Annotated in this window: 21 protein-coding genes and 1 tRNA gene; 9 read left to right on the forward strand and 13 right to left on the reverse strand. The window is 70.3% G+C overall.

Annotation, left to right across the window (positions count from 1 at the left end; translation table 11 throughout):
* Nucleotides 1-150 precede the first annotated feature (150 nt).
* Nucleotides 151-1113, forward strand: a complete 963-nt coding sequence (locus EXW95_RS06460) for a homoserine dehydrogenase (RefSeq protein ID WP_174366769.1) — start codon at nt 151-153, stop codon at nt 1111-1113.
* A 158-nt stretch (nt 1114-1271) separates the two neighbouring features.
* Here EXW95_RS06460 and EXW95_RS06465 read toward each other — a convergent pair whose 3' ends face one another.
* The gene (locus EXW95_RS06465; protein ID WP_174366770.1) at nt 1272-2267 is read right to left on the reverse strand and encodes an SIS domain-containing protein; all 996 of its coding nucleotides are present in this window, start codon (nt 2265-2267) and stop codon (nt 1272-1274) included.
* A 205-nt stretch (nt 2268-2472) separates the two neighbouring features.
* Nucleotides 2473-2549, reverse strand: a tRNA-Arg gene (locus EXW95_RS06470).
* 40 nt (nt 2550-2589) lie between these two features.
* Here EXW95_RS06470 and EXW95_RS21295 point away from each other — a divergent pair.
* Complete coding sequence (locus EXW95_RS21295) at nt 2590-4470, forward strand: peptidylprolyl isomerase (RefSeq protein WP_174366771.1); 1881 nt, start codon at nt 2590-2592, stop codon at nt 4468-4470.
* Between the two features lie 54 nt (nt 4471-4524).
* Here the strand turns inward: EXW95_RS21295 and EXW95_RS06480 are convergent, their stop codons facing one another.
* Nucleotides 4525-4905, reverse strand: coding sequence for an FUN14 domain-containing protein (locus EXW95_RS06480; protein ID WP_217449171.1), 381 nt, complete (start codon nt 4903-4905; stop codon nt 4525-4527).
* A gap of 89 nt (nt 4906-4994) precedes the next feature.
* Between EXW95_RS06480 and EXW95_RS06485 the strand changes: the two genes are divergently transcribed.
* On the forward strand, nt 4995-5585 hold the full coding sequence (locus tag EXW95_RS06485; RefSeq protein WP_371809949.1) for an RNA polymerase sigma factor: 591 nt from the start codon (nt 4995-4997) through the stop codon (nt 5583-5585).
* Between the two features lie 15 nt (nt 5586-5600).
* Here EXW95_RS06485 and EXW95_RS06490 read toward each other — a convergent pair whose 3' ends face one another.
* Together EXW95_RS06490 and EXW95_RS06495 are read right to left on the reverse strand one after the other, a co-directional pair.
* Nucleotides 5601-5828 (reverse strand): helix-turn-helix transcriptional regulator, encoded by a 228-nt coding sequence (locus tag EXW95_RS06490; RefSeq protein WP_174366772.1) that lies wholly within the window; start codon nt 5826-5828, stop codon nt 5601-5603.
* Nucleotide 5829: 1 nt separating this feature from the next.
* Complete coding sequence (locus EXW95_RS06495) at nt 5830-6486, reverse strand: DUF2975 domain-containing protein (RefSeq protein WP_174366773.1); 657 nt, start codon at nt 6484-6486, stop codon at nt 5830-5832.
* Nucleotides 6487-6628: 142 nt separating this feature from the next.
* On the opposite strand from EXW95_RS06495, the gene EXW95_RS06500 reads away from it, so the two are divergent.
* The 5 genes from EXW95_RS06500 (at nt 6629) to EXW95_RS06520 (ending at nt 11122) form a co-directional block, all read left to right on the forward strand.
* Nucleotides 6629-7801: an acetyl-CoA C-acetyltransferase gene (locus EXW95_RS06500; protein WP_174366774.1), complete on the forward strand. Its 1173-nt coding sequence runs from the start codon at nt 6629-6631 to the stop codon at nt 7799-7801.
* A gap of 231 nt (nt 7802-8032) precedes the next feature.
* Complete coding sequence (locus EXW95_RS06505; protein ID WP_174366775.1) at nt 8033-8347, forward strand: hypothetical protein; 315 nt, start codon at nt 8033-8035, stop codon at nt 8345-8347.
* A 51-nt stretch (nt 8348-8398) separates the two neighbouring features.
* On the forward strand, nt 8399-9826 hold the full coding sequence (locus tag EXW95_RS06510) for a serine hydrolase (protein ID WP_174366776.1): 1428 nt from the start codon (nt 8399-8401) through the stop codon (nt 9824-9826).
* A complete protein-coding gene (locus EXW95_RS06515; protein WP_174366777.1) occupies nt 9823-10515 on the forward strand; it encodes an ankyrin repeat domain-containing protein in 693 nt (230 codons plus the stop codon). Before EXW95_RS06510 ends, EXW95_RS06515 begins: the two co-directional genes overlap by 4 nt.
* A 94-nt stretch (nt 10516-10609) precedes the next feature.
* Entirely contained in the window at nt 10610-11122 is a 513-nt protein-coding gene (locus tag EXW95_RS06520; protein ID WP_174366778.1) for a hypothetical protein, read from the forward strand.
* A gap of 56 nt (nt 11123-11178) precedes the next feature.
* Here EXW95_RS06520 and EXW95_RS06525 read toward each other — a convergent pair whose 3' ends face one another.
* The 5 genes from EXW95_RS06525 to EXW95_RS06545 all read right to left on the reverse strand — a co-directional run bounded on the left by EXW95_RS06525 (nt 11179) and on the right by EXW95_RS06545 (nt 15895).
* Nucleotides 11179-11499 (reverse strand): non-heme iron oxygenase ferredoxin subunit, encoded by a 321-nt coding sequence (locus EXW95_RS06525; RefSeq protein WP_174366779.1) that lies wholly within the window; start codon nt 11497-11499, stop codon nt 11179-11181.
* Nucleotides 11500-11842: 343 nt separating this feature from the next.
* A complete protein-coding gene (locus tag EXW95_RS06530; RefSeq protein ID WP_174366780.1) occupies nt 11843-12697 on the reverse strand; it encodes a hypothetical protein in 855 nt (284 codons plus the stop codon).
* Between the two features lie 16 nt (nt 12698-12713).
* Nucleotides 12714-13574 (reverse strand): VOC family protein, encoded by an 861-nt coding sequence (locus EXW95_RS06535; protein ID WP_174366781.1) that lies wholly within the window; start codon nt 13572-13574, stop codon nt 12714-12716.
* A gap of 53 nt (nt 13575-13627) precedes the next feature.
* Nucleotides 13628-14518, reverse strand: coding sequence for a fructosamine kinase family protein (locus EXW95_RS06540; protein ID WP_174366782.1), 891 nt, complete (start codon nt 14516-14518; stop codon nt 13628-13630).
* A gap of 381 nt (nt 14519-14899) precedes the next feature.
* Entirely contained in the window at nt 14900-15895 is a 996-nt protein-coding gene (locus EXW95_RS06545; protein ID WP_174366783.1) for a ribose-phosphate pyrophosphokinase, read from the reverse strand.
* Between the two features lie 191 nt (nt 15896-16086).
* Here EXW95_RS06545 and EXW95_RS06550 point away from each other — a divergent pair, with 191 nt between their 5' ends.
* Nucleotides 16087-17517, forward strand: a complete 1431-nt coding sequence (locus EXW95_RS06550) for an NAD(P)/FAD-dependent oxidoreductase (RefSeq protein ID WP_174366784.1) — start codon at nt 16087-16089, stop codon at nt 17515-17517.
* A gap of 51 nt (nt 17518-17568) precedes the next feature.
* Here EXW95_RS06550 and EXW95_RS06555 read toward each other — a convergent pair whose 3' ends face one another.
* The 3 genes from EXW95_RS06555 to EXW95_RS06565 all read right to left on the reverse strand — a co-directional run bounded on the left by EXW95_RS06555 (nt 17569) and on the right by EXW95_RS06565 (nt 19659).
* Nucleotides 17569-17889 carry a hypothetical protein gene (locus EXW95_RS06555; RefSeq protein ID WP_174366785.1) on the reverse strand — a complete coding sequence of 107 codons (321 nt, stop codon included), beginning with the start codon at nt 17887-17889 and terminating at the stop codon, nt 17569-17571.
* The gene (gene dnaJ / locus EXW95_RS06560; RefSeq protein WP_174366786.1) at nt 17889-19013 is read right to left on the reverse strand and encodes a molecular chaperone DnaJ; all 1125 of its coding nucleotides are present in this window, start codon (nt 19011-19013) and stop codon (nt 17889-17891) included. Before dnaJ ends, EXW95_RS06555 begins: the two co-directional genes overlap by 1 nt.
* A gap of 124 nt (nt 19014-19137) precedes the next feature.
* On the reverse strand, nt 19138-19659 hold the full coding sequence (locus tag EXW95_RS06565; RefSeq protein ID WP_174366787.1) for a hypothetical protein: 522 nt from the start codon (nt 19657-19659) through the stop codon (nt 19138-19140).
* Nucleotides 19660-19769: the final 110 nt, after the last annotated feature.

The following is a 19769-nucleotide window of genomic DNA, read 5'->3' on the forward strand; positions in this document are numbered from 1 at the left end:
GACACGTTCCCCTGACGCGGCGCTCACAGTGGGCCTGCCGGGTGTCAGGTGTCGGCCCGCTCCAGCCTGACACCCGGCAGCCTCTCCCCCACCGGGAATGCGTCTAATCCAGGGGTCCGGGGGGGGGGCGGGGGCGCTACAGTCGGGCGCATGAGAACCGTGACCGTCGGCGTGCTGGGCTGTGGGACCGTGGGGCAGGACGTCCTGAACCTGATCCAGAAACGCGAGGCGATCTTCGCGGATCTGGGCGTACGGATCGAGGTGGCGGGCGTGCTGGTGCGTGACACCTCCCGCCAGCGCGCCTGCCCGCCCGGCACGCCCCTGACGACCGACCCGGGGTTCCTGCAGGAGTGCGGCGTGGTGATCGAGGCGATGGGCGGCGTGGAGCGCCCCATGGACCTGCTGCGCCCGTACCTGCGCTCGGGCCGCCCGGTGATCACGGCGAACAAGGCGCTGCTGGCCGAGAAGTGGGACGAGCTGCGCGACTACGCGCTGGACGGCAAGCTGTACTACGAGGCGTCCGTGATGGCCGGGACGCCCGTGATCGGCCCGATGAGCACCGTGCTGCGCGCCAGCACCTTCCAGCGCCTCCAGGCGGTCCTGAACGGCACGTGCCTGTACATCATCACGCAGATGGAACAGGGCAAGGAGTACGCGCAGGCCCTCGCGGAAGCGCAGGCGCTCGGGTACGCCGAGGACCCGCCCACCCTCGACGTCGGGGGCTTCGACACGGCGCACAAGCTGACGGTCCTGGCGCGCTTCTGCGCGGACGGGAACTTCCCGTACGACCGGGTGCAGGTGCAGGGCATCGAGCACCTGACCCTGGCGGACGTGCAGGGCGCCCGCTCGCGCGGCGAACGCATCAAACTCGTCGCGGAACTCGAAAGCGTGAACGGCGAGTGGCAGGCCCGCGTCTCCCCGCAGTCCCTCCCGGAGGACCACCCGCTGTGCAACGCCGGAGCCAGCCGCAACGCCATGGTGTACGAGGGCGAGGAATGCGGCACCCTGATCTTCGCCGGGGGCGGCGCGGGCGGCATGGTCACCGCGAGCGCCATGGTCGGCGACCTGCTCGACTGGGTGATCGGCTTCCCCGGGCACGTGCCTCTGCACTGAATTCTGGGTTGTGGGAAGTAGGGAGTGGGGAGTGGGAACAGCACAAACAGGGAGCGTCGGCACTGGCCTTCGCTCCCTGCTTCTCTGTCTGGGGGCTTCAGCGGGGGCGGGTCAGGCAACCGACCCACTCCCCACTCCCCACAACCCACTGCCCCCGTTCACTCCTCGTCGTGGTCGTCCTCGTCGAGTTCCACGTCGGCGACGTCCTGGTCGTCGGCCCAGTCCTTGACGACGTTCGTGCGGCGCAGGTCGTCGCGGGGCGCGGCGAGGCGGGCCTGTTCGCGGTCCTCGCCGCTCATGACGCCCTGCGCGCGGCCCAGGACGGGCTGGTCGGCGGCGGACGCGCCGTAGCGTTCGGCGAGGTACGCGGCGACCCACGCGCCGAAGTACCACAGGGCCAGCTGCGCCGGGTAGCCGACGGCGCCGTCCGGGTAGGGGACGTGGATGATCTCGTCGATGCGGGATTCCAGGACCTCGCGCGCGAGCAGGAGGGTGTCGTCGGCGTCCCCGAGGATCACGGCGACCTTGGCGTCCCCTTTTTCGTGCTGCGCCTCGAACGCGCCGGTCACGAGGGGCAGGGGGTCGCCGATCAGGGGGACGCTGAGGGTCTTGCCGGTGCGGGCCAGCAGCTGCTGCCACGCGTGCGGCAGGGCGTCCGCGTCGGGCGCGGCGAGCAGCAGCGGGAGGCGGCCCCACAGGCTCCAGGCGAGGTCGCGGGCGGGGTTGTTTTCCGTGACGTGCGGGGCGCAGCGGGCGGCGAGGTCGGCGATCAGGGCGTCGGCGGCCTGGGCGTCCTCGCTGTGGCCGGTCGCGTGGGCGACGTATTGCGCGAAGTGGTACGTGGCGAGCGGCCCGCCGGGGACCAGGGTGTCGATCTCCTCGGGGGTGCCGCCGGTGGCGACGCGGCGCACCTGCGCGCCGGCGACGCTGGCGAGGTCGGCGTAGTCGGTGGCGAGGGCGGCGGCGTCGGGGCTGCTCAGGACGAACTGTGTGCCGCTGCGGGTGAGGCTGCTGGCGACCAGGGTCTGCGCGAGGTGCGCCGCCAGCTGGCCCTCGCCACTGCCGACGAGGCCGTAGGGGGCGTCTTCGGGGCGGGTGGGGCCGCTGTAGCTGCCGGGCAGCGTTTCAAGCAGGGTCAGGAGGTGGGTGCTCATGCGCTTCAGGGTACAGGCTCCGGGTGGGGGGCAGGGTGACGCGCAGCGGCCGGAGGGGGCAAAAAGTGCGTCAGGCACGCGTTCTTTTTCTTCACGTCCGCTTAATTCTGCGTGCTAGAATCCGGCGCGTGCGCTTCAAGACAACTGCCGGGGACGTCAACGCCCTGAACGGAAAACACCACCCCGAGGGGTGGCGTTCAGTGGGTGGTGCACTCGACTGGACTCGAACCAGTGGCCTTTGGCTCCGGAGGCCAACGCTCTATCCACCTGAGCTACGAGTGCAGAGCTCCGGTACCCTAGCACCTCGCATGAAGGAGATCAAGTGAACAAGAAGAAACTCGTGAACGTCCTGATGGGCGTCCTGGCCCTGCTGCTCGTGGTCGGCATGGCCTACCAGTTCACCCCGAACCTGGGCGACCTGTTCAACAAGCAGACCGGCACGCCCGCCCTGACCGTGAACGGCACGACCGTCACCGTCGAGCAGCTCGAGGCCGCCAGGCGGCAGAACCCGGTGCTGAGCAGCACCGACACCGGCGTCATGGGTGACGACTTCAAGACGTACGTGGTCGCGCAGCAGATCGACCAGACGCTCGTGTCGAACGCCGTGAAGGACATCAAGGTCAGCCGCGGCGACGTGGACGCCAAGGTCAAGGAAGTCCGCGCGCAGAACAACCTGACCGACAACAAGGCCTGGACGGACGCGCTGCAGGGCGTCGGCCTGACCGACAGCGAGTACCGCAAGCAGGTCCGCCAGAGCCTCGCCATCGAACGCAAGGTGGACGAGATCAAGAAGGCCGTGCCCGCCGCGACCGACGCGGAACTGCAGGCGTACTACGACCTGAACACCGACAAGTACCAGACCGACGCGCGCATCCAGGGCCGTCAGATCGTCGTGGCCGACAAGGCCAAAGCAGCCGACCTCCTCAAGCAGCTCAGGGGCGGCGCGGACTTCGCGCAACTGGCGGGCGCGAACAGCACGGAATTCAAGGACCGGGGCGGTGCCCTGGGCCCCATCGAGAACGGCGCGCCGCGCCCCGTGGCTCAGGTGGCGCTGCCCAGCGAGGTCGGCGCGGCCGCGTTCGCCCTGAAGGACGGCGGCCTGACGGACGTCGTGGAGAGCGGCGGGAAGTTCTACATCGTGAAGGTCGAGAAGTACCTCGCCCCCAGCGCCAAGCCCTTCGCCGAGGCGAAGAGTGACGTGGCGACCGCCGTGAACGAGAGCAAGAAGAACGCCGCCGTGGAAGCCTGGATCGAGGGTCTGCGCAAGGACGCCAAGGTCGAGTTCAAGGACCTGAACTGGACCGTGCAGGACCCCACCGTCGCGACCGTCGCCGGGAAGGACATCCGGTACTCGCAGGTGATCGAGCAGGTCGTCGGCAACCAGCAGTTCGCCAGCCTCCTGCAGCAGGTTCCGGCCGAGCAGGCCGCGCAGCTCGTGAACGGCATGCTGAAACCGCAGGTCGTGCAGCAGCTCATCCAGGGTTACGGCGCGCCCACCATCGCCGAGCGCCTGAAATTGAACCTCGTCGGCACCCGCCAGGAGATCGCGCAGGGCGTCGCCGCGTACGGCGCGCGGAACGCGAAGGTCACCGACGCGGACCTGCAGGCGTACTACACCGAGAACAAGGCGCAGTTCGAATCGCCCGCCAGCGCCACCGTCAGCGAGGCCAGCTTCAAGGACCAGGCGAAAGCCGTGGCGTTCCGCAACTCGTACACCCGCGGGGACTTCGTGTCGGCGGCCAGCAAGGCCGGCGGTACCGTCAGCGAGCGCGGCGACGTGACCGCCGGGGACGGCAAACTGAGCGAGGAACTGAACGCCGCCGTGTTCAGCGCCCGGAGCCTCAAGGACGCCGCCGACGGCAGCCTGAGCGACGTCGTGAAGGTCGGCGAGCGCTACTCGGTGCTGTACGTGACCGACCTGAAACCCGCCGAGACCAGGAGCTTCGCCGAGGTGCGCGATCAGATCGAACCGGTCGTGCTGGCGCAGGAGAAGGGCAGCGAAGGCCAGACGTTCCTGGACGCCCAGATCAAGACCCTGAAACCCACCGACAAGCTCAAGGACGTGCTGGCCGCGCAGGAGAAACGCGTGGCCGCCCAGGCACCCAAAGCGCCCGCCACCCCAGCCGAGGACGGTGCGGCGACCGACGGCGCGAAGACCGACGCGGCCAAGACGGACGCCACCCCGCCCACCAGCGACAAGTAAAGCCCTCACGCAGCGCCGCCCCGGTCCATCACGGTCCGGGGCGGTTGTTCGTGTCTACACGCGGGCGCGCAGGCCCAGCAGCAGCCCGGCGGTGAACGCCCCGGCGAACGGCAGGTTCGCGGTCAGGATGCGGGTCAGCCACGCGCCGCCGTTCTCGCGGCCCTGCGCCAGCCACGGTTCGGCCAGCGCCTGCACGCGCAGCCAGTTCACGCTGACCAGATCGAAGTACGCCAGGACCTGCAACGTGATGAACAGCAGCCCCAGGCCGACCAGCGCCCAGCGGCCGATGTGTTTCAGGGCGACGCCCGTCGCGAAGCCCAGCAGCGCGCCGACGCTCAGGTCGGGCAGCAGGGGTTTCAGGGCGTCCGCGAACCCCGCCGGGGCGGGCGCGGCCGCGCTGACATGAAGGAGGATGGTGGAACCGGTGGCGCTCAAGGTGCGCGCATCCTAGCGTGTGGGCGCGTGGCGCACTGCGCTGAAAGGCGGACGGCACGGGCGGCGCGGCGCGGTATGGTGTAGGGACCGTGACCCTCCCGACCGAGCCTTCCCTTCCCGACGTGATCTCACCTGACCTGTATGGGCGCCTGTGCGCGGGTGACGAGCAGACGTGGTTCGAGTTCGTGCAGGAGTACGAGGGCCGCATGTACGGCTACCTGTACCGCCTGGAGGGCAACAGCGAGGACGCGCTGGACCTGACGCAGGAGGTCTTCTACCGCGCGTGGCGCAGCATCCGCACGTTCCGCGCCGGGGAGCGGGTCCTGCCGTGGCTGTATCAGGTGGCGCGCAACACGCAGATCGAATCGCACCGCCGCAAGCAGCTGCAACGCTTCTCGCTGGAACAGGCGCGCGAGGACGTGGGCTTCGAGGTGACCAGCGAGCGCCGCTCGCCCGTGCAGGCCGCCGAGAGCGCCGACGCGCAGGACCGTGTGCAGCGCGCTCTGTCCCAGCTCCCGCACGAGTACCGCGAGGCGGTCGTGCTGCGCTTCGTCGAGGACCTCAGTTACGACGAGATCGCGCAGATCCAGGGCGTGGCGGTCGGCACGGCCAAGAGCCGCGTGTTCCGCGCCAAGGAGCAGCTCGCCGACCTGCTGGAGAGCGTCGCCGACGTCCACTGACCCCCACGCCGGGGCCTACATCTCATCAGTCTCCGGGGGGCCGTCCTCCCAGCGCAGCAGGTCGCCGGGCTGACAGTCCAGCGCGCGACACAGGGCGTCCAGGGTACTGAAACGCACCGCGCGGGCCTTCCCGGTCTTCAGGATGCTGAGGTTCGCCAGGGTGATCCCCACCCGCGAGGAGAGTTCCGAGAGGGTCATGCCCCGCTGGGCCAGCAGGTCGTCGAGATGCACGCGGATGGGCATGTCAGACCGTCAGCTCCTGTTCGGCGCGCAGCTGACGTTCCTGCTCGCGGATGTGTGCGGCCTGGGTGAGGGCAGCGGCGAACAGCACGCAGACCGCGGCGATCAGCAGGGGCGTGAGGTTCACGCCGAACAGCGTGAACGGCAGGCTGCTGTCGGTGTTCATGCCCCGCACGATGGCGTCTTCCGGGAGTTGGCGGCGCAGGGCTTCAAGCGGTTGGATGCGGGCGAACATCCAGCCGTTCAGCAGAGGTTGCAGCGCGGCCACCACCTGCCCGATCAGGGCCAGTCGCGCGGCGAGGGTCAGGTCGCGGGCGTTGTCGGGATGGAACGGGTCGCGGAGCAGGCGGCGCGTGAACTGCCGGGCGCGCCACAGCAGGCCGATCACGCACGCCATGAGCAGGGTGAAGCCGGCGAGCCAGCCATTTCTGGCCCATCCTGACAGCTCGCCCAGCGGCAGGTGGAAGGTGGAGACGTCGTACCGGCCGCCCGGCAGGCTGAGCGTGAGGTCGAGGGGAATGTTCACGCTGAACACGGTCTGGGTTCTGTCACCGGACGTGAACACACCCCACAGAAAGACCAGCAGCATCAGGGCCGTCAGGACGGCCAGAGCGGTGAGCGTGAAGGACAGGATGGTCTGGGCGCGGGCGGGGGTCAGCATGAAGCCTCCAGGGATTTATCGATCTTCGATATTATCGTTTTTCAATATGATCGCTGGGCCGTGAAGCGTCAAGCAGAATTGCACGCCCCCGTTCCCGACCCGGTGACCCGCCGGTGTAACGAACGCCCGTTATTCTCCGGGCATGAGCAAACTGGTGATCGTGGCGGCGAAGCGCACGCCGATCGGAAGCTTCATGGGCAGCCTGAAGGACGTCTCGGCAGCCGACCTAGGCGTCACGGCGGCGAAAGCCGTACTGGACGGGGTCAGCGGCGCGGACGTGGCGGACGTGATCGTGGGGAACGTCCTTCAGGCCGGGAGCGGCATGAACGTGGGCCGTCAGGTCGGGATCGGCGCGGGCCTCCCAAGTGACGTGCCCGGCCTGACCGTGAACCGCGTGTGCGGCAGCGGCCTCCAGGCGGTCATCAGCGCCGCGCAGGGCATCCGCGCCGGGGACGGGCAGCTGTACCTCGCGGGCGGCACCGAGAGCATGAGCCGCGCCCCGTACCTCCTCCCCCGCGCCCGCGAAGGGTACCGGCTGGGGCACGCGCAGGCGCTGGACAGCATCCTCTCGGACGGCCTGACCGACGTGTTCGGCAACTACCACATGGGCATCACCGCCGAGAACATCGCCGCCCAGTGGAACCTCACGCGCGAGGAACAGGACGCCTTCGCGCTGGAAAGCCAGACCCGCGCCGCCGCCGCGCTGGCAGGCAACTTCTTCGCGGATGAACTCGTCAGCGTCGAGGTACCCGGCCGCAAGGGTCCCACGACCTTCAGCGCCGACGAGTACCCGCGCGCCACCACCGCCGAGGCCCTCGCCAAGCTGAAACCCGCGTTCAAGAAGGACGGGACCGTCACCGCCGGGAACGCCAGCGGCATCAACGACGGCGCCGCCATGCTGCTCGTCGCCAGCGAGGAGTACGCCCAGGCGCACGGCCTGCCCATCCTCGCCGAGATCGCCAGTTACGCCGCCATCGGCGTGGACCCCGCCATCATGGGCATCGGACCCGCCAAGGCCGTCCCCGTCGCCCTGACCCGCGCCGGAATGAGCGTCGCGGACGTGGACCTGTTCGAACTGAACGAGGCGTTCGCCGCGCAGTCCCTCGCCGTCGTGCGTGACCTGAACGCCGACCCCGCCCGCGTGAACGTCACCGGCGGCGCCGTCGCCCTCGGGCACCCCATCGGCGCTTCCGGGGCGCGCGTGCTCGTCACGCTGATCCACCAGCTGCGCCGCCTGGGCAAGGAAACCGGCGTCGCCAGCCTGTGCATCGGCGGCGGCATGGGCATCGCCGTCGTGGTGCGCGCGCGGGCTTAACACTGCGCCAGACCGGGGGCGGGGGCCACAGGGAGCCTCCCGCCCCTCTTCATGCGCAGATGAGCGCGCCCGCGGATCACGCGCGTCGTAAGGTGCCGGTATGCCGCGCCCCGCACTGCTGCCCCTGCTGGGCGTTCTGATCTGGAGTCTGCCGACCTCCAGCGCCGCCCTGCACCCGACTGCTACGCCTTCGCGGACTGGCTTCAGTTCTCCCTGCACGCGCCGCTGGACGTGACGACCCTGCGGAAAACCGGCAGCCAGGGACACCCCATAATCTACGTGTACACCCGGGAATTCAGGAACTCCTGCGTCACTGCACCGGCCAGCAACTTCGGATTCGTCAACATCCTCGTCGGCCCGGACCGTGCCGTACAGCGCATCCTGCTCTCCGGGGATGCTGGGCCGCTGCGGGCGCTCGCCACGTCCCTCAACCCGCGTCACCTGGGGACCGTGCCGCTCGGCAGCCTGCTGTTCACCTTCGAGGCGGTGCCCGGGCAGATTACCCTGACGCCAAAGCAGCCGCTGGCTATCGTGGATCACCGGTAGGTGCGCCACCTGGCGGATGCCGCCGCAGTGGCACGTCCCGTAGCGTGGGGCGTGCCTGTTTCATGGGAGTTGTCTTCGCCGGAGTCGCTGGGTCTGCCGTCCGGGGCGGTGCTGGCGTGGCTGGACGCGCTGGCGGCGGATGGGCTGGAGCTGCATGGGTTCACGTTGCGGCGCTCGGGTCGGGTGGTGGCCGGGGGTCACTGGTTCCCGTACGGGCCGGAGCGGGTGCATCACGTGTACTCGCTGAGCAAGGCGTTCGCGGCGGCGGGTGTGGGGCTGCTGGTGCAGGAGGGTCGTCTGAGCGTGGAGGACCGGGTGGTGGACCTCTTCCCGGACGCCCTGCCGCCGGTGGTAGGTGAGCACCTGCGGGCCATGCGGGTCGAGGACCTGCTGACGATGCGGACGGGGCACGCGGCGGACGTGACGGACGCGCTGGTGGCGACGGGGGACGGCGACTGGGCGGCGGCGTTCCTGGCGCAGCCGGTGGCGTTCAGGCCGGGGACGCGTTTCGTGTACAACAGCGGCGCGTCGTTCCTGCTGTCGGCGCTGGTGCAGCGCGTGACCGGGGAGACGCTGCGGGCGTTCCTGACGCCGCGCCTGCTGGAGCCGCTGGGGTTCCGGGGGGCACGCTGGGTCAGCAATGCGGGGGGCGTGAATCTGGGCGGGTGGGGTCTGCACCTGCGGACGGGGGACGTGGCGAGGTTCGGGCAGCTCCTGCTGGATCGCGGCGAGTGGGAGGGACGGACGCTGCTGGCCCCGGCGTGGGTGGACGCCATGACTGCCACGCACGTCCCGCCCGGCACGAACCCTGGCGACGAGCACAGCGACTGGGCACAGGGGTACGGGTACCAGCTGTGGCGCTGCCGTCACGGCGCGTACCGGGCGGACGGCGCATTCGGGCAGTTCTGCGTGGTCCTGCCGGGGCAGGACATGGTGCTGGCCGTCACGGCGGGCGTGAGGGACATGGGGCGGGTGCTGGATCACACCTGGACGCACCTGCTGGGGAACGCGCAGGAGTCTCCCCTGCCGCCCGGTGCGGACACGGAGGCGCTGCGGGTGCGCTGTGCGGGCCTCACGCTGGACGTGCCGGAGATCCTCGATCCGCCCCCGCTGCGGGACGTGCAGGCGCACTTCACCTTCGACCCGAACGACGAGGGCTGGGAGAGTGCGACCCTGACCGTCATGGGCGAACGCGGCACACTCGCCCTTGACGGGCCGACCCCGAACACGGTCCGGTTCACGCTGAACGCCTGGGAGGAGCAGACGCTGGGCACCTGGGGCACCACCGTCGCCCTGACCGTCCGGGCGGGCTGGCAGGCCGACGGGACGCTGGCCCTGACGCTGCTGCTGATCGAGGACGGTGCCCGCTGGGAGGTGCGCTGGCCCGCGCCCGACGCGTCCCTGACGGTGGGGTTGTGCGCCCCGCACTACGGCGAGGGCCACACGCTGAGTGCGCGACCCTCTACCCTGGGCGCATGAGTGACGGAGCTGGTGAGGTGGTGGGGGACCGCGAGGCGGCGTTCTTCCTGGCGATCAAGACGCGGGACGAGGCGCTGCTGCGCGCCCTGGTGAACGGGGACGCGGGGCTGTTGACCCTGCCCAGCCCGATGGGTGTGAGTCCGGTGCTGTTCGCGGTGTACTACGGCCGGGCGGACATGGCGCGCGTGCTGGTGGAGCTGGGCGCGCCGCTGAACGTGTTCGAGGCGGCGGCCCTGGGCGACGAGGCGGCCCTGACGCGCGAACTGGACGCCGACCCGGCGCTGGTGCATGGCGTGAGTGGGGACGGGTTCAGTCCGCTGGGTCTCGCGGCGTTCTTCGGGCACGCGGGGGTCGCGGAGGCGCTGCTGTCGCGCGGCGCGGACGTGAACGCGGTCAGCCGCAATGCGATGCGGGTGCAGCCGCTGCACTCGGCGGTGGCGGGCGGGCACGGGGGGCTGGCGCGGGCGCTGGTCATGGCGGGCGCGGACGTGAACGCCACGCAGCAGGACGAGTTCACGCCGCTGATGGCCGCCGCGCAGAACGGCGACGCGGGACTGGTACTGTTCCTGCGTCAGCGCGGCGCGGATGCGGACGCCCGCACGGCGGACGGTCGCCGCGCCGCGGACTTCGCGCGCGAGGAGGGTCACGCAGTGCTGGCCGACTCGCTGGAGGGGCCGCTCCCGACGTGATCAGCGCTGCGGCTCAGCCTTCCTGAACGGTTCCGTTCGGCCGTCTGAAGAAAGCCGGAAGGCAGCGCAGGTGGGGTGGGGGCAGACTGGCGGCATGACCAATCACGATGACCGCAACCCGCCCGTGACGGGCGAGCACGGCGCGCAGACGGGCTTCGACACGCCCGACCGCAAGGACGACCACCAGGAGGCCTACACGACGACGCCCGCCGGGGACCGCGTGGGGGCCGCCGATCAGGGCCTGGGCACATCGGCCCAGCCGCACGGCGCGAAGGACGTGACCGGCGTGTTCGATCACCTCGCCACGCGTGACGTGGTCGCCATGGAGCACGCGCCGCAGGACGCCGAGTTCGCCGGGGCGCAGACGGTCGCCGGGCTGGGTGGCGAGAACCTCGACACGATCATCCCGACGGCGGGCGTGGGCATCAACGCGTCCACGACGATGGCGCTGGAATCCCACCAGCGGGCCGTCGACCCGAATCCCGGGTACACGCCCCCCAGCGAGCAGGGTCCGCCCCACGTCAGCCAGCGCCCCGGTGACCTGCCCGAGGGTGAAACGCCGGAACTGCAGAGTCAGGTGCACGGCGACACGGAACGCGGCTTCTGAACTGAATACGGAGGGGGACGCCGTGACCGTCACGGCGTCCCCCTCCTGCTGTGTGGTTACAGCTCGGAGACGTACAGCTGGCCGTCCTCGACCTGCGTGCGGTAGAGCTTCACGGGTTTCACGGCGGGCAGCGTCCTGGCCTTCCCAGTCGCGAGTTCGAATTTCGCGCCGTGTTTCTCGCAGGTGATGCGGCCCATGCTGACGTCCCCGCCCAGCAGCGGGAAGTCCTTGTGGGTGCAGTTGTTGCGCAGGGCGTAGAACTGCCCCTCATGGTTCACGACGACCACGCTGATTCCACCGACGTCCACGGCGGTCTGCTGGCCGTCGGGCAGGGAGGCGGTGGGGCCGACGAGGGTGCGGGCGGGCGTGTCGCTCATCAGGCGCGAGTGTAGCGCCTGCCCGCGCGGGCTTTGTACGGGCTCCGATTAAATGGGTTGCAAAACCCGTTCAATCCGAGCAGAGCGAGTGGGAGCGGGACGCCCCTCCGAACGTGGAGCTGGCTATCCGGTGCCGTTCCGGGTTGTCAACGAAACAGATGGAATCCGTATGGCCAATGGTGCGGACAGGTTCATCACTTCAGGGCAGACCAACGATGAACACGCCGTGTTGACCCCTCCCCCTTGAGGGGGGAGGCTGGGAGGGGGTGAGCAGGAACGGCGTCACGGAAGACGTTTTCCATGCTTGTCCCTGCTGGTGCCTGAACAGTGTCCGGACCATTGGTTACACGCCGCAGCCACTTTCCAGCGGCGTGCCCTTGAGTCCGGCGGGCGTCCACTGCTGCACGCTGAAGCCCGAGCCTTCGTAGTACGCGCCGTACAGGACGAGTTCCATGCGCCCGTCGTCGTTCAGGTCGGCCACGCCCGCCAGCCGGTGCCACGTCGCCATGGGCATCGGGTCGCTGCTGCCGGGGTCCCAGGGGGTCTGGGGCGCGATGTGTTCGCCGAGGACGGTGGTCACGACCTTGCCGTTCACCACGGCGCGCAGCAGCAGGAGGCTGTAGTCGCCGGGCTGCCCGGTGGGCGGCGGGAAGTCCCCGTTGCGTTCCTGAAAGCGGCTGGCCTCGATGATGACTTCCTGCGTGCCGTTGCCGTCCAGATCGGTGCGGATCAGGCGGGTGAGGGTCACCTGTGAGTTCGGCAGGCCCAGTCGCTTCAGTTCGGCCCGGACGGCGGCCTCGTAGGTGGCGTTGCGGGTGGGCAGCGCGGTGACGGGGCGCGGCTGGGCGTTCAGCCGGGCCGAGGTGAGGACGGCCAGTCCCGCGCGGGCGGGCGTGACCTTCACCTCGAAGGTCGCCTCGCACGGTTCGCCCAGCGAGGCGGGTCGGCCTCCCTGCACGCGGACGGGCGCCGCGCCGGGGGCGAGGCGGGTGTAGGTCGCTCCGGTGGTCAAGCGTGTGCGGGCCTGGGCGTCGGTCAGCCAGCGTCCGTCCTGCCAGCCGCCCAGCAGGTACGTGCCACCGCTTCCGGGCAGCGTGGCGAGGACGGGGTGCAGTCCGGCGGGCGCGGCGGCCCGCGCCGTGCCAGGGGTCAGGGTCAGCAGGCCAGCCAGGAGCAGGGTTCGGTGGTGGGCGCGCATGCCCCAGCGTACAGAATCAGCGCTGGGCGACGGTCACGCGGTTGCCCCAGGGGTCGCGCAGGGTCAGGTGGTCGCCCGCGTCCTGCACGTCCGCGCGGCCCGACAGGTGGGCGCGCAGGGGACCGAGGTCGGGGGTGTGGAAGGTCACGCCGTCCAGTCCGGCGGCGGGCGTGGTGGGGGCGGGGTGCCCGGCGCTGTGCCATTCGTTCAGGCCGACGTGGTGGTGGTACCCGCCCCACGAGAGGAACGCGGCGCTGCCCAGGTCGGCGACAACGTCCAGACCGAGGGTGTCCCGGTACCACTGGGCGGCCTGCGCGGCGCTCCCGACTTTCAGGTGAACGTGCCCGACGGTGGTGCCCTGCGGCGCGGTGAAGGCCACAGCGCCGTCCAGCGTGGCGGGGTCGATCCCGGCGGCTTCGAGGACAGCGGCGGCGTCCACGGCCTTGGTGTCCATCTGCACCTGTCCGCCGCGCCACGTCCAGGTGTCGCGCGGGCGGTCGGCGTAGACCTCGATGCCATTTCCTTCGGGGTCATTCAGGTAGAAGGCCTCGCTGACGAGGTGGTCGCCGCTGCCGATGCGGTGGCCCAGCCGCGCGGCGTGCGCCAGCCAGCGGCCCAGGTCGGCGCGGGTGGGGAGCAGGAAGGCGGTGTGGTACAGGCCGGGTCGGCTGACGGGCGCGCGGGGCAGGTCCGGCGCAGCGTGCAGGTGCAGCAGCGGCGTGCCCTGCGCGGCCAGGGTGACGTCCGTCTCGGTGCGGGTGGTGGCACTCAGGCCCAGCAGGGTGGCGTAGAACGCGGCGGTGCCGTTCAGGTCGCGGACGTTCAGGTGGACCGGGCCGACGTGGGTGCTGGCGGGCAGGACGGAGGTGGTGGTCATGCATCCAGTGTGCCCCTTATACTTTGATAAATCAACCGGTTTGCAAAACCAACCTATCGGGGGTCGAGGGCCGCTTGCAGCGCCTCGCGTGTGCGGCCCAGGTACCCCTCCCCGAACAGCAGCAGGTGCGCCAGCAGCGGGTACAGATTCCACAGGGGCACTCGCGCCTCCCAGCCGTCCGCCAGCGGGTACGCCTCGTGGTACGCCTGGAACACCCGCCGGGGCACGCCGCCGAACAGCCGCAGGGCCGCCACGTCCACCTCGCGGTGACTGTGGCCCACCGCCGGGTCGATCAGGGCCGGACCGCGCGGCGTGTAGTGCACGTTCCCGTGCCACAGGTCGCCATGCACCAGCACGGGCGGTTCGGGCGGGATCAGGGCCGGCAGCCGCTCCCGCAGCGTGTCGAAGCCCGCCCGGTCGCGGGGCGTCAGGTGCAGCCGTTCGCGGGTCAGCAGCGGCTCCAGCCGCGCCGTCCAGAAGAACCCGGCGGCACTCGCGGCGGGCGGGTTGCGCTGCGGCAGGGAAGCGAAGTAATTGTCCGGCAGCCCTCCGAAGCCCGGAGCCGGACGGGCGTGCAGCGCCGCGAGGCCGCGCCCCAGGGCGTCCTGCGCGGCGGGCGTGTCCTCGCCGGGCGGCAGCCACGACAGCAGCAGGTACGGCTGCCCGGCGGGGCCGCTGCCATGCGCGATGACGTCCGGGGTGACCAGCGGCCCCGGGCGCAGCAGGCCCAGGCCGTGCGCCTCGGCGGCGTAGAACCCGTCCGGCAGGCGGCCACCTGCCTTCTGCGGGGAGGTCTTCAGGACGACCGGGCCGCGCGTGGTGTCCAGCCGGAACGTGTCGCTGATATCCCCGCCATGCAGCCGCTGCGCCGCGCGGATGCCCGCGCCCAGGTGCATCTCCAGCAGCGGGGCCAGGGGCCGGACGGGCAGGTCGAGGAGCGTCATGCTCCATCGTGCCGCGCACCGATCCCTGCAACCAAAGAGGGACGCTTCACGAAATGCATGAGTGGCGTACTCCGGGGAGCAACACCCCCCACAACCTCTCCCCCATCTCCAGTCGGCTTCCGTCTGTTGCGCTGAACAACCGCCCCCCCACCGGTCATCCCTCCCCACCCCCAAAGAAGATGGGGAGGGATCTCGCGATCACCTCCCCACCTTCTTGTTCGCACTCAGCCGGATTCCGTCTGTTGCGTTGACCACCCAGGACACCGCTGGGTGGCCAACTCCACGCCCGGAATCCTCTGGGCTCCTACTCGCTCTGCTGCGCAGCTCTTCGAGTCTGCTCGGATCGAACGGTTTGGACAAACCATTCGATCGGAGTCCGGATCAGGTGAACAGGGTGCTGACGCTGGCGCCGGTGTGGATGTTCGTGATGGCGTTCGCGAACAGCGGCGCGACGTCCAGCACGGCCAGCCTGCCGTTGGACGCCTGAATCTTCGAGTCGGGCACGAGCACGGTGTTCGTGCTGGCGACCTGCGTGACGTCCAGGGCCGCGATGCGCTGGATGGCGGGGCCGGAGTACACGCCGTGCGTGACGGCGACGTACACGTCCTTGGCGCCCATGCTGCGGGCGATGTTCACGGTCTCGACGAGGCTCCCGGCGGTGCTGATCTCGTCGTCGACGATGAACACGGTCCGGCCGTCCACGTCGCCGATCAGGGCGCGGGGGCGCACCTCGGTGTCCGACAGGCGTTCCTTGTCGATCATGGCGAGGCCGCTGTCGAGGCGGCGCGCGATCTGCGAGGCGCGTTTGATGCTGCCCGCGTCTGGGGCGAGGACGACGCCTTCGTGGGCGTTCGGGACGCACTTCTTGAAGTGGTCGCTGAGCACGAGGTCGGCGGAGAGGTGGTCGACGGGGACCTTGAAGAAGCCGTGGACCTGCGGGGCATGCAGGGTCATGGTCAGGATGCGGTCGGCGCCGGCTTCCTGCAGCAGGTCGGCGATCAGGCGCCCGGCGATGCTGATGCGGGGGCTGTCCTTCTTATCGCTGCGGGCGTAGGAGTAGTACGGGATGACGGCGGTGACGCGTCCGGCGCTGGCGCTCTTGGCGGCGTCGATCATGAGCATGAGTTCCATGATCGAGTCGCTGACGGGGTTGCTGAAGGTCTGGACGATGAACACGTCCCCTTCGCGTAAGGATTCCTCGTAGTGCACGATGATGTTGTCGTTCGTGAACTTCTCGGTCTTGCTGCGGCCCAGCGGCACCCCCAGGTGGTCGCAGATGGCCTGGGCGAGGGGTCGGTTGCTCTGCCCGGCGAACACCAGCAGGGGTGAGCGGCGGCTGTTGAGCAGTTCGGCGGGGGCGCGGTGGGGGACGGACACGGGGAATCCTCCGGGAGGTGAGGGTGGGGCGGGGGTTGATACGCGCCGGGGGGCGCGACTGTTGACCGCCCAGCAGCATACCTGTCTCGTGACGGGACTGTCATACCGGGGGGGCGTGCCCGGGCGGGGAACACGGCCGGTGAATGTCCGCTCAAGGGGGACGCGGGGGCGGGGGCGCTAGGGTGGGAGGCATGACGCTGGACGCCGTGGTGGTGGGGGCCGGGCCGAACGGCCTGTCGGCGGCCGTGACGCTGGCCCGGGCCGGGTTGCGCGTGCAGGTCCTCGAGGCGCATGACCGGGTGGGCGGGGGTCTGGGCAGCGCCCCCCTGACGCTGCCGGGCTTCACGCATGACGTGGGCTCGGCGATTCATCCGCTGGCGGTGGCCAGTCCGGCGTTCCGGGCGTGGCCGCTGCATGCGTTCGGGCTGGACTGGGTGCAGCCGGACGCGCCGGTCGCGCACCCGCTGCCGGGCGGGCGGAGCGTGACGCTGGAGCGGGACCTGCACGCGACCGCCGCCGCGCTGGGCCGGGACGGTCCCGCCTGGGTGCGCCTGATGGGCCCCCTCCTGCACGACTGGGAGGGGCTGCTGGACGACCTGCTGCGGCCCCTGCCGCACCTCCCCGGTCATCCGCTGTCCCTGGTGAGGTTCGGGCTGCGGGGCCTGCCGAGCGCGCAGCTCTTGGGCGACACCCTCTTCCGCACGCCGGAGGGCCGCGCGCTGTGGGCGGGTCTGGCGGCGCACAGCAACCTGCCCCTGTCCACGCCCGGCACGGCCGCCGTAACGCTGGTGCTGGCGCTACTGGCGCACGCGGTCGGCTGGCCGTTCCCGCGCGGGGGGGCGCAGGCGCTGGCGGACGCCCTGCGCGCGTACCTGGAATTCCTGGGCGGCGAGGTCCTGACCGGCGTGACGGTGAGGTCCGCGCGGGATCTGCCGCCCGCCCGCGTGACCCTGGTGGACAGCAGCCCCCGCGTGCTGCTGGAGCTGCTGGGCGACCGCGCGCCGGGCTGGTACCGCGCCGCGCTGGAGGGCTACCGCTATGGGCCGGGCCTCCAGAAACTCGACTACGCCCTGTCCGGCCCCATGCCCTGGGCGGACCCGCGCGTGGCCCGCGCCGCGACCGTACACCTGGGCGGCCTCGCAGCGGAGGTCACCTTGTCCGAACGGGTGGCGGGGCGGCAGGTGCCCGCGCGGCCCTACGTGCTCGCTGCGCAGCACACCCTCTTCGACCCCAGCCGCGCACCTGCCGGTGGGCACACCTTCTGGGCGTACTCGCACGTGCCGCGCGGCTTCGCGGGCGACGCCAGCGGGCCGATGGGGGCGCAGATCGACCGCTTCGCACCCGGCTGGCGCGACCTGATCCTCGCCCGGCGGCGCACCACCGCCCCCGAGTTACAGGCGTTCAGTCCGGTCTTCCGGGGCGGGGACGTGAACGGTGGGCGCGGCGACCTGTGGGGCCTGCTGGCCCGCCCGCTGCCCACCCCCACCCCGTACCGCACCCCGGTGAAGGGCATGTATCTCTGCTCCAGCGCCACCCCGCCCGGCGGCGGCATCCACGGCATGAGCGGCTACCACGCCGCGCAGGCCGCCCTGCACGACGAATTCAGGCTGCGCGCCCCCTGACAGACCGGCGGCCCCCAGGATCACACCGGGAGCCGTCGAAAGCCAGCGGGTTCAGCGGCGGCGGGACTTCTTGGATTTGCTTTTCGACTTGGACACGCTGCCCATCAGGCCCTCCTGATCGAAGTCCACGGCGCGGCCCGCCAGGAACGTCCCCTGCGCGAAGCTGCCGTCCTCGTTCTGCCAGCGGTGAACCTGCCCGGCAATGGCCTGCACCGGCTGCCCCTGATCCCCCACGACCTGCTGCGCCTGCACCAGCGTCATGCCGGGCATCAGGCGCGTGTACTCGTCCGGCGTGACGACCTGATCGGCGGCGCACGCGGTCAGCGTGACGCCCAGCAGGGCCGCCCCCGTCCACAGCGAAGCGCGGCGCATCACTCGCCCCTGAAGATTTTGCCGACCCGGTCGAAGAACCCCTCGTGCTTCTCGTTCACCTCGTCGCCCACCGCGCGGGCGTAGGCGAGCAGCGCCTCGCGCGCCTCGGGGTTCAGCTGCCCCGGTTTGGGCACGATGACGTCGTACTCGACGATCAGGTCACCACTCCCGGACCCCTGCAGGCGCGGCATGCCCTGCCCGCGCAGGCGGTGCAGTTCGCCGTGCTGCGTCCCGGCCTTCACCTCGACCGTCTGCGGGCCGTCCAGGGTGGGCACCGTGATCTGCCCGCCCAGCGCCGCCTTCGCGAAGCCGATCTTCGCCGTGTGGATCAGGTGTTCCTGCTCGCGGCGCAGTTCGGGGTGCTTCTCCATCTCGATGTGCACGTACAGGTCGCCGTTCCCGCCCGGACCCTCGTTCCCCGCGCCGCTCACGCGGATGCGGTACCCCTCGTCGATCCCTTTGGGCAGCTTGACCTTCACGGTCTCAGCCTTCAGGGTGCGGCCCCGGCCCTTGCACACCACGCAGGGGTCCTGCACGATCTGACCCTCGCCGCGGCAGGTGGGGCAGGCCTGCTGCGTCTCCACCACGCCGAAGATCGTGCGGGCTTGCGCACGCACCGCGCCCGCCCCGCCGCAGGTCGTGCAGGTCTTGGGCGGTTTGCCGCCGGGTTCGGTCTTCGTGCCGTCGCAGTGTTCGCAGGTGGTCAGGCGGTCCACCGTGACCTCGATCTCCTCGCCCGCGCGGGCCTGCGCGAGCGTCACGAACGCCTCTGTTTCCAGGTCGTCCCCGCGCGCCGGGCCGCGCCGCCCACCACGGCCACCCATCGCGCCGCCGAACAGCTGCTCGAAGATGTCCATCGGGTCGAAGCCCGCGCCGCCCATCCCACCGAACGGGTCGCCGCCCGGCATGCCCGCGCCCGGCGCACTGCCGAAGCGGTCGTAATGCGCGCGTTTCTCGGCGTCGCTGAGGACGGCGTACGCCTCGTTGATCTGCGTGAACTTCTCGGCCGCCCCGGCTTCCTTGTTCCGGTCCGGGTGGTACTTCAGCGCGAGTTTACGGTAAGCGGACTTGATTTCATCGGCACTCGCGGTCTTCGCGACGCCCAGCAGTTCGTAGTAATCCATATGTCGTGTCTCGCCGGGCGAGGCCCGACCTCCGGCCACAGGTTAACACGACCACACTCAGGAAAAGTGGGCAGAGGGGGACATGGGTTGTGGACGGCAGGCCACCCTCAAGGCGCGGTGCGCCTCACCGGGTGCGGGTCAACGTACAGGTTCGCTGTTCACCGATGACTCTGGACGTTAGGAATTTCCCGATAGGTTCGTAGCCTCTGAGTTCCAGACCCTCACCCCAGACCCCCGTCTGAGGTTCATTCAGTCGGTCGTGGGGACTGGAGACAGCGCAGAACTGCGCGTAGACCGTACCGTTCCTGGCTCCCATGCGCATCAGCAGGAAATAGGGCGTCTGCCCCGCCTCCCGGGTGTAGGAGAAGATCTCATTGGTGATCGGTGCCGTTCTGGAGAGTTGAATCCGCGAGCCCTGAACATTGGGGGCAATCTGCACGATGGCGGACAGGACAATATCCGCTTCGAGTGGCTGTTCTTTGCCCGTTCCGGAAGCGGGCACGACCGTCAGGTGCCAGACCTGCCCTTCCGTCAGTGTAGGGACGGGGATGGCCCCCGACTGGGCAGGGGAAACAGCCGTTGGTGGAGTGACCTGTGCCAACGCCACAGAGCCGCAGAGGGTAAACAACACTGCCAGGAATCGCATCGCCTTCAGATTAGGTCGGTTGTGCGATCAACCTCGCCTCATCTGAGCTCGGGGGTCCTCCGGCATTCGACCCACTGCCCACTCCCTGCTTCCCGCGCACCGCCTTCCGC

Origin of the sequence: Deinococcus sp. JMULE3, assembly GCF_013337115.1 — a bacterium.
Classification (GTDB): Bacteria; Deinococcota; Deinococci; order Deinococcales; family Deinococcaceae; genus Deinococcus.